The sequence below is a fragment of the Paenibacillus methanolicus genome, from assembly GCF_008124765.1.
Lineage (GTDB): Bacteria > Bacillota > Bacilli > Paenibacillales > Paenibacillaceae > Paenibacillus_Z > Paenibacillus_Z methanolicus.
This window is the reverse complement of record NZ_VNHS01000007.1, coordinates 262283-276074: the sequence shown is the minus strand read 5'-3', so window position 1 is coordinate 276074 and position 13792 is coordinate 262283. Positions and strand designations below refer to the sequence as shown.

Annotated in this window: 14 protein-coding genes; 1 reads left to right on the top strand and 13 read right to left on the bottom strand. The window is 58.9% G+C overall.

Translation table 11 applies throughout. The features are described from left to right. Positions 1-64: 64 nt before the first annotated feature. From BCM02_RS19460 to BCM02_RS19400, 13 genes are all read right to left on the bottom strand, one after another. A complete protein-coding gene (locus tag BCM02_RS19460) occupies positions 65-865 on the bottom strand; it encodes a phosphotransferase family protein (RefSeq protein ID WP_148930788.1) in 801 nt (266 codons plus the stop codon). Positions 866-950: 85 nt separating this feature from the next. Beyond that, positions 951-2081 (bottom strand): hypothetical protein, encoded by a 1131-nt coding sequence (locus BCM02_RS19455; protein WP_148930787.1) that lies wholly within the window; start codon positions 2079-2081, stop codon positions 951-953. Between the two features lie 101 nt (positions 2082-2182). After that, the gene (locus tag BCM02_RS19450) at positions 2183-2539 is read right to left on the bottom strand and encodes an MmcQ/YjbR family DNA-binding protein (protein ID WP_148930786.1); all 357 of its coding nucleotides are present in this window, start codon (positions 2537-2539) and stop codon (positions 2183-2185) included. Between the two features lie 41 nt (positions 2540-2580). Further along, the gene (locus BCM02_RS19445; RefSeq protein WP_148930785.1) at positions 2581-2886 is read right to left on the bottom strand and encodes a hypothetical protein; all 306 of its coding nucleotides are present in this window, start codon (positions 2884-2886) and stop codon (positions 2581-2583) included. A gap of 200 nt (positions 2887-3086) precedes the next feature. Further along, the gene (locus BCM02_RS19440; RefSeq protein WP_148930784.1) at positions 3087-3962 is read right to left on the bottom strand and encodes a glycerophosphodiester phosphodiesterase; all 876 of its coding nucleotides are present in this window, start codon (positions 3960-3962) and stop codon (positions 3087-3089) included. Positions 3963-3977: 15 nt separating this feature from the next. Further along, on the bottom strand, positions 3978-4721 hold the full coding sequence (locus BCM02_RS19435) for a glycerophosphodiester phosphodiesterase (protein ID WP_148930783.1): 744 nt from the start codon (positions 4719-4721) through the stop codon (positions 3978-3980). A 27-nt stretch (positions 4722-4748) separates the two neighbouring features. Next, positions 4749-5561, bottom strand: a complete 813-nt coding sequence (locus BCM02_RS19430) for a carbohydrate ABC transporter permease (protein WP_246183480.1) — start codon at positions 5559-5561, stop codon at positions 4749-4751. A gap of 123 nt (positions 5562-5684) precedes the next feature. Next, the gene (locus tag BCM02_RS19425) at positions 5685-6557 is read right to left on the bottom strand and encodes a carbohydrate ABC transporter permease (protein ID WP_148930782.1); all 873 of its coding nucleotides are present in this window, start codon (positions 6555-6557) and stop codon (positions 5685-5687) included. A 1-nt stretch (position 6558) separates the two neighbouring features. Beyond that, on the bottom strand, positions 6559-7629 hold the full coding sequence (locus BCM02_RS19420) for an ABC transporter ATP-binding protein (RefSeq protein ID WP_148930781.1): 1071 nt from the start codon (positions 7627-7629) through the stop codon (positions 6559-6561). Continuing rightward, positions 7589-8503, bottom strand: a complete 915-nt coding sequence (locus tag BCM02_RS19415; protein WP_148930780.1) for an HAD family hydrolase — start codon at positions 8501-8503, stop codon at positions 7589-7591. Before BCM02_RS19415 ends, BCM02_RS19420 begins: the two co-directional genes overlap by 41 nt. Before the next feature lie 108 nt (positions 8504-8611). Then, positions 8612-9979: an ABC transporter substrate-binding protein gene (locus tag BCM02_RS19410; RefSeq protein ID WP_148930779.1), complete on the bottom strand. Its 1368-nt coding sequence runs from the start codon at positions 9977-9979 to the stop codon at positions 8612-8614. 482 nt (positions 9980-10461) lie between these two features. After that, positions 10462-11139 carry a glycerol-3-phosphate responsive antiterminator gene (locus BCM02_RS19405; RefSeq protein ID WP_148930778.1) on the bottom strand — a complete coding sequence of 226 codons (678 nt, stop codon included), beginning with the start codon at positions 11137-11139 and terminating at the stop codon, positions 10462-10464. Next, positions 11100-11942, bottom strand: coding sequence for a metallophosphoesterase family protein (locus tag BCM02_RS19400; protein ID WP_148930777.1), 843 nt, complete (start codon positions 11940-11942; stop codon positions 11100-11102). The genes BCM02_RS19405 and BCM02_RS19400 overlap by 40 nt, the downstream gene beginning before the upstream one ends. 232 nt (positions 11943-12174) lie before the next feature. Here BCM02_RS19400 and BCM02_RS19395 point away from each other — a divergent pair, with 232 nt between their 5' ends. Continuing rightward, on the top strand, positions 12175-13707 hold the full coding sequence (locus BCM02_RS19395; protein WP_187434311.1) for an SMI1/KNR4 family protein: 1533 nt from the start codon (positions 12175-12177) through the stop codon (positions 13705-13707). The last annotated feature ends 85 nt before the right edge of the window (positions 13708-13792 follow it).

Genomic DNA, 13792 nt, shown 5'->3' with positions numbered 1-13792 from the left:
CTTTTTTATTGTCGGCAGACAGCGCTCCTTGGTTAGCCGGTCTTGATCCCGCCTCTATTAGCGCTCAGCTTGGATGGATCGCCGCTTGCAGCCGATTCACGATCTCGACTTGTTCCTGGCCCCGCATTTCGCAGATGCGAGCCGCCAATGTGGGGACGAGCCAACCATCCAGCGAGCTTCGATCGATCCCTGTCAGTCTGGCATATTCGACTACATACGCTTCGGCGAACATGTCGCGCAGCGCCCGCTCCGTCAACCAGGCGGGAGCCTGCGGCGGCAAGGCGCTCGAGCTCAACATCATGAAGGAGCGGGCGACATCCGCGAGCGGATCGCCGACCAACGCGTTCATCCAGTCGATGATTACCGGCCCCTTGGGCGAAAGAATGATATTACCCGGATGAAGGTCGTAATGGCACAGCGCGTTGCCTTCGGGCAGAGACTCCAGCATGCCGAGCGCGGCCGCTTTATCCGATTCCGCGATGACCGGCGTATGGCGAATGCGCGCTGCCAATTCGAACTTTAAATTGGGGCGGACGTCAAACTCTGCCGCATGCAATTCCGCCTGCAGCTGGGCCATTAACCGGGCATATTCAGTCACGTCTGATTTCGTCGGCTGGATGTATTCAAGCATCGTCGGCCCTTCGACCTTCTCGTAGAGGAGACACGTCTTGCCCTCGTACTCTATCATCCCGGAGAACCGGGGCGCTTTGACGGAGAGCCTGCTGACGATTTCCGCATTTCGCGCTTCCTTCATCGCTTCCTCGCGCGCGCCCTCCCGAAGATGAAAAATTTTGATCGCTTCGCTCGCTCCCCACTCATACACGCGCGCCGTATTCCCGACGCCCAAGAGCTGACCTTTTCTCATCGCGATGCCCCTCTCCTACATCTCTTTCGCTCATGCGATCGTCTAGGAGTAATCATACTACATGCTGGGAATGACCTCGCTATCGCTATTTCCCCGTAGACGCATATTCCGCATCGCATATCATCAGAAATTCGAGCAGACCGCCCTCGGATTCCGTGAACAGCGTGCTAATGATGTAAGCGGGCTTTTTATTATCGATATCCAATTGATCGTCGCTATTTATCATGCTCGTCCTCAGCTTGCCTTCGGTTCCCTCCGGGATGAGGATATACGTCAGACCCGATTCGTCGGTGTACTCGGTCTGCCCGTAGAGCGCTTCGAAAACCGTTCGGCTCGTCAGCAATCCCGCTCCACGCGGCGTCTTGTACAGCGTCTTCGCCTCGGTCAACTGCAGCATGAGCGCCACGACCCGGTCTTTCCGGTACCCAACCTTGATGCCGTCGTAAGTTATGCCGAACAGCGACTCGTCGATAGGCATCCCGATCACAGCTTCCGCTTCCTTCCTCGTCATTCCCAAAGTCACGCGCGATTGCGTGCCTTCTTGAACCACAGCGAGATCGGCCATCGTGATCGGCTTCGCGGCCTCCGTGGGCATTAGCGCCTCATTGTTGCGCTCGACGCGCTCCATGGAAGAAATGGCATAGTCGCCGCGTACCAACTGAATGCCGTACATATCCCCCAGTCCATTGACGGATAGCTCGAGCAAATAAAAGTCCGACCGACCCGCATATCGCTGCAGCTCCTGCGTCCCTTTAAGCTGAAAGAGCGTGGCCGACTTCGCATCCCATCGGTAGCCGTAGGTCAGCGTATTCGAGACGGAAGGCGCTCCTAGCTTCTTGGACGCGTTCGCAAGACTGCTGTTCACGCCCACGCCGCTTGCAAGCGTCGATGCCTCGCCCAGCGAGAACAACGCCAACCGACCGTTCATGTACCCCGCCATGACATCGCCATACATGTAATAGTCCCCGCCGTCCGGAGAACGGTATGCTTCCGGCTCCCCGAGCAGCCGGTCGACGCTCGCCTTGGTCATTCCCATCCGGATGACCGCCGTTCGGCCGTCTACGCGTTGCAAGACCGTCATCTTCTGATCGCGTACCACGCTGCCGGCTTGGGCCGGATAGTTGCTTGCCTCGGCTGCCATCCCCTGTGGCAGGTTCACGAATAACAATGCGGCTAGAATGGTCAGAATGAACGTTTTAACATTTGCTTCTCTCACTACAGACCCTCGTTTCTATGCATGTGCAATATTGTAGTCCTCGCAATTTTCCTATCATACGCATCGACCGTCCGGTCTGTAAATGATGAATAGACTTCCACTTACGTGTCTATCCCATACTCGCCTGCGGCATGCTGACGAAGCAGCTTTTTCGGCGCGTGCTCCTTCCACAATTGGCGAAAATGGCCCGTCAACTCGTCGAGATCAACTTCGGACAGCCGCACCAGCACATAAGGATAGCCCCGGTAATGATCCGTAATGTAATAGCGCTCCGGATTGGCTTGCATGTAGAAATCGCGAGTGTCCGCATCCATTTTCAGCACCAGGTTCACGCCGTCTTCGTGGAAGCGCGCCAGCAGTTTGTCCTTGAGCTTAAATGAAGGGGTTCCGTAAGAGACGCTCTCCGCGACGCCCGGCAGCGACAGCGCGATTTGACGTATGGATTCGATGGTGTTCATACCGATCGTCCTCCTCTATGACTAATTACCTGACAACATGACTAAGAAGGGGTAAGCTTTTCTTTTACATGGCTAAGCGCCATGTATGCCTCGTACGCTTCTTCAACTTTTTCTTTACATACCTGTTGCCAAGTATCCTTAAGCTCGGTAACCAATTGTTCATGATAGGGTTCTGGTGCCATATCGCCGCCAAAACCGATCCAGGAATCATGACCGACTTCCCCATTTTCATGGGAGTAGGCAATTTCGTTTGGCGCAGGAGCATGTCCCGCAAATGGACAATCATGTCCCAAGCAATGATAACCGGGCTTTTTCACACCGTATTTGCAGAAGGCAGGGACAGACATTTCCTCCTCTGTGTCACCAATTCCATACAAACAATGGAGTTCAATAATTAGGTGGGTGAATGCGATGAGATACCCCTTCTTTCAATACAGAACTTGCTTATAAGTGTAGCATGACTAACACAGAATTTAACATTGCCACACCAAAACAAAACGGCGCTAGCCCCTGTAAATCCAGGGTTAACGCCGTTCTGCCATTTTAACTAGGGACTGGTATGCCTACTATTTCCCTCATACCCCCACACCGGGTAATCCGTAATAATCCCGTCCACGCCCAACCGCGCGATGCGCTCCATCTCCCGCTCGTCCCGCAGCGTCCACGCCATCACCTTGCGGCCTTGCGCATGAATATCCCGGACGAGACCGCGATCAAGCTCTTCGAAATTGCAGTTGATATAGTCCGCATACGAAGCCAGGTCAGTCAGCGTGTCAGCCGATAGCGGATGCTCATCCGGGTGGACGAGCACCGCTCGCGGAATGTCCGGCAGCCGCTGGGCCAGGAAGCGCACCGATTCCCGGTCGAACGACTGGATCATGACCGGCGCCTCCCGGCCGTCCCGTCCCGCTGCCACGGCGACGTCGTAGTCCTCGATCAACTCCGCCAGCTTCTCCTCGATCCCCGGATAGAGCGCCGTCTTCTTCAGCTCGATCAAGATGCCGATTCGGCCTGCGTAGCGATCCATCACCTCGCGCAGCAGCGGTATCCGCTCATCGTGGAAGGCCGGTTCGTACTTGCTCCCCGCATCGAGCGCGCTCAGCTCCGCCCACGTGTGGTCCTTCACGAGTCCAACCCCGTCCGTCGTCCGCTCCAGCGTCTCGTCGTGGAGAACGACCAGCTCGCCGTCCTTGCTCAGGTGCACGTCGAGCTCGAGATAGTCCGCCTTCATCTCCACGGCCAGCTCGAAGGCGGCCATCGTATTCTCCGGCGCGAAGCCGGACGCGCCTCGGTGCGCGATTACGGTTATCCCTTCGGACAGGCGCGGCGACAGCATGAACGAGGTCAGGACGAGCACGGTCGCGGCGGCCGCAAGTCCCGCCGCTCCCGCGCGCAGCAGCGACATCCGCTTCGCTCGGCGCATCACGCTTAGCCTCCGTTAACGCACGCTCGCCGCTTGAGCGCCGATCGCCGCCAGCAGCCGGTCCGGACAGTTCGTCGTGATCCGCAGGTCCGGATAACGGCCGACCAGTTGGTTCAGTTGATCCGGATCGTCCACGGTCCATACGCCGGTATCGATACCCGCTTCGAGCATCTGCGCCAGCAGTTCGGGCGTGAGGAATCCGTAATGGATAGACAAGCTCGTCGCGCCGGTGAACGCCAGCTGCTCGAGCAGCAGCGTAGGCTTACCGAGCAGGATCAGCCCGGTCGCGATCTCGGGAGCGAGCTCATGCGCCAGCTTCATCGAATCGTGGTCGAAGGAGGAGAGCACCACTTGATCCTGCATCTCGTGCTGACGGATCAGCGAGACGACTTTCTCTTCCAGCCCGCGGTTCAGCTCGCCCATCGTCTTCAGCTCGACGGCCAGGCGCACGCGGCCCTTGCAAAGCTCCAACACTTCTTCGAGCGAAGGAATCCGCTCCCCCTCGAATTCCGGCGCGTACCAGCTGCCGGCATCCAGCCGCGCAAGCTCCGCGTACGAAGCTTCGCGCACGGGACCCGCCCCGCTCGTCGTCCGGTTCAGCGTATGATCGTGTATGACGACGGGCACGCCGTCCGCCGACAGATGCACGTCAAGCTCGATGTAATCGATCTTCGGCTCCTTGAGGGCCAGCTCGAAAGCGGCCATCGTATTCTCGGGCGCGGCGCCCGACCAGCCTCTATGCGCGACGATGACTGTCATGGTTCATCCAACCTTTCCGTTGTGGGTTTATTTCACGCCGCTATAGACGAAGGCGCGGATAATGTGACGCTGCGAGAAGAAGAACGCGACGAGAATCGGCGCGACGAGAATGAGATTGCCGGCCATGAGCACGTTCCACGTTGCCACGCCCTCGACCTCTCGGATCTTGGCGATGCCGAGCGGCAGCGTGCGGGCGGTCTCGTTCGTCGTCATGACGAGCGGCCAGAAGTAGTCGTTCCAATGCGCGATGAAGCTGAACAGCGCGAAGGTGACGAGCACCGGCTTCACCAGCGGCACCATCAGCCGCACGATGATTTTCCATTCGCTCGCTTGGTCGAGGCGCGCCGCCTCGATCAGCTCCTCCGGCACCTGCATGAACCCTTGACGCAATAGGAAGATGCCGAAGGCGCTCGAGGCGAAAGGCAGAATGAGACCTAAGTGCGTATTGAGCAGCTTCAGGGCGCTCAGCTCCAGATACACCGGCAGGAAGATGAGCTGCGCCGGAATCATGAGCGTTACCATGACGACGCCGAACAGCAGGTTCGAGCCGGCGAATTTGTAACGGGCGAACGCGTAAGCGGCCGGAATGATCGTCAGCGCCTGGCAGATCAGAATGCCGATCGCCACGATGAAGCTGTTCATGAAATATTTCAGGAACGGACCGGTCTTCCACGCCTCGGCGTAATTCTCCCAGACCGGCTGCTTCGGAATCCACGCCGGCGGGAAAATCATCGTCTCCGGCAATGTTTTCAGCGACGTCGAGAGCATCCATCCGAACGGCATCGCGAACACGAGCACAAGCAGCAGCAGGCAGAGGACGTTCAGCACGCGCAGCGCCATGCGGCCGACTCGGGCCAGGCTTGCCTGTGTCTCTCCGCTTCGCTCCATACTTCGGGTCATCGCCGCGTCGCCGCTTTCGGCGAGAATGCCGGATTTGGTTGCTTTCACTTGTTTCACCACTTTCTAACGGTAATGAACGCGGCTGGACAACAGCCGGAAGTAGACGATCGTTAGCAGCCCGACAATCGCGAGCAGAATGACGCCCGCCGCCGAGGCATAGCCGATTTTGAAGAACCGGAATCCGTTCTCATAGATGTAATACACGAGCGTGTTCGTCGAGTTGACCGGACCGCCCTGCGTCATGATCGCGATCGTCTCGAACACCTGGAACGAGCCGATCATGTTGATGATGACGAGGAAGAAGATCGTCGGCGAGAGCATCGGCAGAATGATGCGGCGGAACGTCGTCCACGGCTTGGATTGATCCAGCGCGGCCGCCTCGTAGATGTCGGCGGGGATGCTCTGCAAACCCGCGATGAAGACGAGCGTGTTGTAGCCGATTCCCTTCCACACCGCCACGATGACGAGCGATACGAGCGACGTCTCGGGATGCGACAGCCACTGCATCTTCTCGAAGCCGAACAGTCCGATCACCCAGTTCAGCAGCCCGTACTCCGGATCCATCAGCCAGCTCCACAGGAGCGAGATGGAGACGAGCGAGATGATGTGGGGACTGAAAATCGCGCCCTGCACGAACGCGTGGAACACCCCTTTGCGGTTCAGCCACAGCGCCAGGAAGAGCGACAGCCCGGTCGTCAGCGCCACGGTCATCAGCGTATAAAGCGTCGTGTTGGACAGCACCTGCCGGAAATCCTCGTCGGTCAGCAAATCCTTGAAGTTCTGCAGCCCGACGAACGTTTTGTCCGGGCTGACGAAGTTCCAGTCGTAGAAGCTTAGGTAGATCATGTAGAAAATCGGATAGATGAAGAACATCGAGAAAATGATGATCGACGGCGCGACCATCCCGTACGGACGCAGCTTCTCCCAGGCGGTCATGTTATACGCCTCCGGCCGCCGCGAGCTGCCGCTCCTGAACGCGCACGCCATACAGACGTTTGCCGTCCGGCCCGAAATAATACAGCTGCTCGTAAGGAACGACGACGCGGACGGTCTGCTCTTCGCGCAGCGGCTCGAGGAACGTCTTCACGAAGAACACGCCGCCCGGAGCCTTGATTTGGTAGATATTCTCCGCGCCGAGGCTCTCCCGCGTCATGACTTCGCCCGTCAACCGGTAGCCCTCGTGCATGCCGCCCCAGTCGAACACGGCCTGCTCCGGCCGGAATCCGAGCTTCGCGACCGTGCTCTCGCTCTCGAGCGAAAGCCCCGCGGCATCGCGCGTATCCAGCACGTTCATTGCCGGCGTGCCGATGAATTGGGCGGTGAACAGATTCGCCGGCTCGTGGTACAGCTTCATCGGCGTGTCGGCCTGCTGGATGACGCCCTGGTGCATGACGACGATCTCGTCGCCCATCGACATCGCTTCCACCTGGTCGTGCGTCACGTAGACGAACGTTGTCCCAAGGCGACGGTGCAGCTGGATAAGCTCCGTCCGCATCTGGTTGCGCAGCTTCGCGTCGAGGTTGGAGAGCGGTTCGTCGAGGATGAACACCTTCGGCTTCTTCACCATCGCGCGGGCGAGCGCCACCCGCTGCCGCTGGCCGCCGGAGAGCTGCTGCGGCTTCCGGTCGAGCAGTTGATCAAGGCCGACGATCTCGGCGATCTCGGCAATGAGCTTCTCCCGCTCCGCCTTCGCGACGCCCCGGTTCTTCAGCCCGAATTCGATGTTGCCGCGCACGGTCATCGTCGGATAGAGCGCGTAATTCTGGAATACCATCGCCACGTCCCGGTGACCGGGCGCCGTGTCGTTGACGCGCTTGCCCCCGATGCGAATCTCGCCGCCGGTCGCGGTCTCGAGACCCGCGATCATGCGCAGCGTCGTCGACTTGCCGCAGCCGCTCGGGCCGACGAGCACGGTGAACGAGCCGTCCTTGATCGTCAGATTCAAGTCGTCGATGACCGTCTCGTCCTTATATTTCTTGCAAATGTTGATCAGCTCGATTTTGGCCATGATCCGCCATCCTCCTTGTCGTTGCCTGTTGAACCAGGCGAAGCAGCTCCTCCAGCTCCTCCAGCTCAGTGAAACGAAGATCCCAACGCGTCGACTCGGCGCTTGCGTACGGGGAGATTAAGCACGTGCGGCCGCCAAGCCGATGGACCGGCTCGAGATCGTTCCACGCGTTGTCGCCGACGGACAGAATTTCTTCCGGCTTATAGCCCTGCGCCAGCAGCTCCCTCATATAACGGTCAATGCCCTCGGGCTTCTCGGCCCCGCAGTACACCTCGTCGAACAGGTGATGAATGTCCATGAATTGAAGAAACGCCAGCCCCGATTCCAGGTACGTATTCGTCATGACGACCTTCTTCTCGATCGCCGTCAGCGCGGCGAGCGCCTCGAATAAGCTGCGGCTGGTGGGGAAAATGTACGGCTCCCGCACCATCTCCTCGCGCACCCGGCGGAACGCTTCGAGCCGCTTCTGCTCCGTCAGTTTGTAACGGCGGCCCATGATCGCCGCGATGCCCCACGGGTCGCCGAACGGGATCAACCGCTCCGGCATCGCCGTCTCGCCCGCCAGCATGGCGGACATCCCGGCATCGATCGGCAGCACGGCTCCGTCCCAGTTCAGCGCATGCACGAAGCGGTCCGCCTCGCGCACGAGCACCAGATCCTGCGCTTCATCGTAGAAATATCCGCATTGCACCGGATGTTGTCCGGAGAGAATCGCCAAGCCCAGCGAGACCGCAGATTCGGTATGCGGCTCGGCTTCGGTACCTTCCAATAGATAGCGAATGTAGCGTTCCATGAACGTATGATCCTGGTACAGGGTGCCGTCCATATCGAAAATAATCACTTTGAGGTCGGACAACCAAAGTGCCGGCTCCATCTGAGCACCCCCGTTAGATGTAGTATTCAGTAACGCGGCGGCCCCGACGTTATCGCGCAATGACGGCGCCGCCCGCTTGCTTGTTTAATTAGGTCGGTCTTGCGCGACTTATTTGGACAGCAGCTTATTCGCTTTCTCGGCCGCTTCGTTCAGCGCGTCCTGCGGCGTTACTTTCGAATCGAGGATCGCCTCTTCGATCGCCGTCTTCAGGATGCTGGCCACTTCCGGATAAGCCGTCTCCATCGGACGCGGTCTTGCGTGTTCCAGCTGGTCTACGGCGACTTTGTATTGCGGGAATTGCTTGAAGTGCTCCTTCAGCTCATCCGTCTCGAGCGCCGACAGGCGCGTAGGCAGGTAGCCGACATGCTTATGCTGGTAGATCGTGCTCTCCGCCGTCGTCATGAATTGAACGAACTCCCATGCCGCTTCCTTCTGCGCGTCGTCCAGCTTGGAGGTGATGACCAGCTGACAGCCGCCCGTCGGAACGCCGTAGCTTTTGTTCGCCGGCATGAACGACGTCTCCATCTCGAAGTTGTTGCCTTTGGCGATCTCCAAGCTGCCGGATACGCCCGCGGTGGAGCCGAATTTGAACGCCGCCAGCTGATTGGACCAATCCTTGTCCGCGGTCGCGCCCGCTTCGTCGCCGACCGGGATTTTGATCAACCCTTCGCTTGCGAGCTTCTTCCAGAACTCGACCGGCGCCACGCCCTCCGGCGAGTTGAACGCCGCCGACTTGCCGTCTTCGCTCAGCATCGTGCCGCCGCTCTGCGCCACGAGCCCCTCGTAGTACCAAATATCCGCCGGCATCGTCATGCCGACTTTGCCTTTCTCCTTGAGCGTCCGGGAATATTGCTCCAGCTCATCCCACGTCTTCGGCCCGGCCGGGTCGAGGCCCGCTTCCTTGAGCATCGTCACGTTCTTGTACAGAATCGGCGTGCTGCGCATGAACGGAAGGCCATACAGCTTCTCGTCCACGTAGGCGTTGCCCATGAGCCCCGGGTTGAAATCGTCCAGCTTCAACTTGTCTTTGTCACGCTCGGCGAGCTCGGTCAACTCTTGGATCATACCCGAGCGGGCGAACACGCCAGTCGACGCAATCTCCAAGTCCGTGATAGCCGGCGCGTTGCCCGCGGCGAACGCCGCCTGCACCTTCGCGTGCAAATCTTCGTACCCGCCTTGATGCTCGGCGACGATCTCGATGCGGTCCTGCGATTCGTTGAAGCGCTTGACGAGCTCCTTCTTCGCTTCTTCGATCTTGCCGCCGAACGCGTACCAGTATTTGAGGGCGATCTTCTCGCCGCCCGCTTCCGTCTTCGCCGCATTGCCTGCCGCGCTTGCCGTCTCCGCGGCATTGGCCGCTCCCGCGTTGCCCGCATTCTCCGCGTTGTTCGTGTTACCTGCGTTGCCTCCGCCGCATGCCGCCAGCAGGACGGACATGGCCACCGGCAGTGTTACGCTTGCAATCTTCTTTTTCATCTTCTAAACCCTCCATTTGCTGAATTGGGGATTGGAGCAGCAAAAAGAAACCTGAATCAGAACTGCGGCGCTTGCGCCTACAGCCCGATCAGGTTTCTCCGTGAACTCCAACCTTGATTGGTTATTTACTTGTCACCTTGAATATTAAAGGACAACTATTAAACGAGCGTTACCGAATTGCGAAGAATATATGAACAAAGGGCTTAGCCCCTTCAGAACCCCAATCTCCATTCTCTCTCCCCCTTCCCCCTCCGCCGAGGGGAACCAAAGGACTTCGCCCTCTGGACTCCCTTATCGTTCTGGCGCGCTTGTTCGCGGTCGGCGGTTGGGCCTGAGCGGGGCACGCTTTTGTCCTGGCGGACAAAGCTTCATTCGTATGGGGTGCTTCTCGCGAATATGCTATACTCCGATCCACAACATGAATAACTGCACAATTTCCTAAACAAGAAGCAAAGCAGATTGGTTTGCGTTCAGCGATCCGGCTACGCCATCTGTCTGACGTTCCGGCCGTCCCGCAGCTTATGGACAGCGCTCCAGAGCTCCGGCTTGGACGCGGAGATCGCGGTCGCCCCATGACTCAGACATTGCTGCGCGTGCGCGGTCTCGTACAGCAGCCCGCCGGTAATGATCGGCAGGTCCGTGAAGCTCTTGACGTGCCCGATCATCTCCGGGATGCGGGCCGGCATCAGCTCGACGATATCCGGCTCGGTCTGGCTCAAGCTCTTGGCGATATTGTCGAGCCCTTCCGAATCGACGAGGAAGAAGCGCTGGATCGTGATGAGCCCCATTTTCTTCGCGGTGCGCACGACGCTCGTCTTCGTCGTAATGATACCGGCCGGCTTGATCGTCTTGGCCAAATAATCGAGACCGTGGTAGTCGGTGCTCAGTCCCCCGATTTTCTCGAGATGAAGGAAGACCGGCAGCCCATGCTCGTTGAACAGATCGACGTAGCCTTTCAGCACCCCGATGTGGCCGGTCAGCAGGAAGACGCCGCTCAGCAGCTGCCGATGGCGCAGCGCCACCTCGATATGTTTCGGCTCCTTGATCGAGGCGATCATCCGGTTCGCGGCAAGCCGGTCGTAGAATGCATTCAACATAGCGGGCTGCTTCATTCGTTCGCTCATTGCGCGTTCAGCGCGGGCGCGCACGCGATGAGACATTCGCGCTCCTCCGCCTGTCCGCGCGCGTTCGGATTGTGGCGGAAATGCGGCATATGGCCGTGCAGCGTCCGGGCGTGCTCCGCCATGTCGGCATCGTCGCAGTCGATTGCCGCAATGCGGATGTCCCGCTCGCCGAGCTCGACGACGCGGAAGCCATGTTGGTCGATACACGCCGACAGCTGTACGAACGTCCAGTTCTCCTGCTGGACGATCGAATCCACATGCGTATGGCCGTTGAAGTAGACGCCCGTTCCTTCCTTCTGACGTAGGATGTTCCACATATCGATGCTCGGGTGAATGGAGCCTTTATCCGTCTCCGAGCGCGTCGTCGTTTGGTACACCGGGTGATGGCCGAAGACGAGCAGCGGCTTCGATCCGGACGCTTGCACGACGCCTTCGAACCACTGCAGCTGCTCATCGTCGATCCAGCCGCCCCAATCCGCGTGATCCATCTCTTTGGCGGTATCCAGGAAGACGAGCATCGCTTCCTCCGTATCGATCGCATGGTAGCGCCGGCCGCCGGTCAATGCCAGCACCTCGCGGCGAGTTTGGGCGTACAGGTCGTGATTGCCCAGCACATGGATGAAGTTGCGGTCCTTGCGACGAAGGATCTCGTAGACCTCCATCAGTTCGGAAGTGGTGCCATAATTCGTCAAATCCCCAAGCGAGATATGGAAATCCGCGTCTACCTCCAGAAACCGTTCCAGCACCGATTCATAGAAACCGGCCCGCGCTTCCCGCCATCCTTCGACCGACTCGTCGATGTCGTGAAAATGCAAATCCCCCATCAACACCAATTTCATGCGTTCGTCTCCCCTTTCGCTCACCGCGAATAAGATTGTCCACCGCCTATATTACCGGGAAAGCGTCGTTGTTCTGTTAGAACGGTCCGAATATTTTGTAAAGTTGGGAACGAGCGGGATTGGAAGGACCATTCGAAAGACCAAAAGCAGCTTGGAAAATGAAGGATTACGCGGCGCGTATCCCGAAGGTTCAAGACGGCATTTAAGTTCGCATAAAGGAGTGACGATCGCCTTGCTGCAAAACATCGTGCACGAACTGGAGCACCGGCTGCAAGCCGTGGTTCCTTCTATTAGATGGAACGCCCCCGCGGATGAAACGCTTATTCGCCAAACCGAGGAGGCGCTCGGCTTCCCGCTGCCGGACGACCTGCGGGAGCTGTATCGGCTGCATAACGGCGAGCATCCGGATAGTCTCGGCGTGTTCTTCGGCATGGAATTCCTGTCGCTCGCGGAGCTCCTCCGGCAGTGGCAAGTCTGGCGTGAACTTGAAGCCGAGTATGGGGATTCGTTCGACCATTATTCGGTTCCCGCAGGCGCGATCAAGGAGCAATACATCAATCTGCGCTGGCTGCCCTTTGCCCACGACGGCGGCGGCAACCATATCGGCGTGGATCTGGATCCCGGTCCGCAAGGAACAACGGGACAGATTATTAATTTCGGTCGGGACGAGTCGTACAAGTATGTCATTGCGGAGTCGCTGTCGGATTTCTTGAAGTTCGTGCTGCAGGCGCTGGAGAATGGCGAGTATACGGTTCACGCGGAGAACGAAGGCGGCGAGGAAGACGAGGACGACGAAGAGGATGAGGACGATGGTGAAGCCGACGACATCTGGTGGAGTTACGGTCGCCGCTCGGAGGGGAGTTTCCTGGACGCGCTGCGCACGCTACCGCTACCCTATCCGAATCCGGTTCAGTCCGTCTCCCCGCTATCGGATATCGAAGCGTGGTATGAAGGGCTCGCGCCGGAGTGGCGGAAGCGGATCGCGGCGTGCGGACCTTCGATCGAACGCGGATTTTTGCAAGCCAAGACGCTTCGATTCATTAGAGAAGACTTGCGCGAGATCGAGCCGCTCCGCTGCTGCCGGGAGCTGCGCGAGCTGGTGCTGAGCGCGAATCAGATCGAGGATGTTGCCCCTCTTGCCGATCTCCCTGCGCTGAAGACGCTGTACTTGACGAACAATCCGATCCCGTCGCTCGAACCGCTCGCCGGCTTATCCGAGCTGCGCATGCTGAATTTGTCCCGTACCCAAGCGCGCGATCTGGCCCCGCTCGCCGCCTTATCGAAGCTGAAGGAGCTAGACGTGACCCAAACGCAGGTCGAGGACTTCAGCCCGCTTCGTTCCATGGCCGGTCTGCGCGTCTTGAGCGTCTCCGCTGTCGATCGGCCGGAGCAGCAAGCCGCGATCGGACAGTTGAGCCGGCTCCAATCGCTGACCATCCAGTGCGCCGATCTGGCTTCGCTCGATTTTCTAACCGGCTGCCGGGCGCTGGCTAAACTGAGGCTCGAAGATTCCAGCGTACGCGATGCTTCCGCGTTGGCGGCATTGCCCGCGCTTCGGGAAGTGGAGCTGACGAACGCGGAGCTGGGCGAGCTCGAATCGCTGACGGGCTCGCGGACGCTGCAAGCTTTTACGGGCAGCTTCGCGCAGTTCGACCGCTTGAAGGATGCGTTCGACCGGCGGATCGACTTCTCGTCGATTACCGGCGGCATGACCAGGGAGCAGCAAGATTTATGGAGCGAGTATTTGAGCGCGAACGAGGAATAAGGGCCGGCCGTCTATCACGCCGCCCCAAAAGGAAAAGGCCGCCCGGTTGCCCGCGCGGCCTTCCTTCCTTTAATAATTAACTCGT

Coding starts and splice junctions, on each gene's coding strand:
- BCM02_RS19440 (WP_148930784.1), bottom strand. CDS start 3,962: ATGCGCCGAGCGAAGCGGATGTCGCTGCTGCGCGCGGGAGCGGCGGGA.
- BCM02_RS19410 (WP_148930779.1), bottom strand. CDS start 9,979: ATGAAAAAGAAGATTGCAAGCGTAACACTGCCGGTGGCCATGTCCGTC.
- BCM02_RS19420 (WP_148930781.1), bottom strand. CDS start 7,629: ATGGCCAAAATCGAGCTGATCAACATTTGCAAGAAATATAAGGACGAG.
- BCM02_RS19435 (WP_148930783.1), bottom strand. CDS start 4,721: ATGACAGTCATCGTCGCGCATAGAGGCTGGTCGGGCGCCGCGCCCGAG.
- BCM02_RS19460 (WP_148930788.1), bottom strand. CDS start 865: ATGAGAAAAGGTCAGCTCTTGGGCGTCGGGAATACGGCGCGCGTGTAT.
- BCM02_RS19450 (WP_148930786.1), bottom strand. CDS start 2,539: ATGAACACCATCGAATCCATACGTCAAATCGCGCTGTCGCTGCCGGGC.
- BCM02_RS19445 (WP_148930785.1), bottom strand. CDS start 2,886: ATGTCTGTCCCTGCCTTCTGCAAATACGGTGTGAAAAAGCCCGGTTAT.
- BCM02_RS19400 (WP_148930777.1), bottom strand. CDS start 11,942: ATGAAATTGGTGTTGATGGGGGATTTGCATTTTCACGACATCGACGAG.
- BCM02_RS19430 (WP_246183480.1), bottom strand. CDS start 5,561: ATGGCGCTGCGCGTGCTGAACGTCCTCTGCCTGCTGCTGCTTGTGCTC.
- BCM02_RS19405 (WP_148930778.1), bottom strand. CDS start 11,139: ATGTCTCATCGCGTGCGCGCCCGCGCTGAACGCGCAATGAGCGAACGA.
- BCM02_RS19415 (WP_148930780.1), bottom strand. CDS start 8,503: ATGGAGCCGGCACTTTGGTTGTCCGACCTCAAAGTGATTATTTTCGAT.
- BCM02_RS19425 (WP_148930782.1), bottom strand. CDS start 6,557: ATGACCGCCTGGGAGAAGCTGCGTCCGTACGGGATGGTCGCGCCGTCG.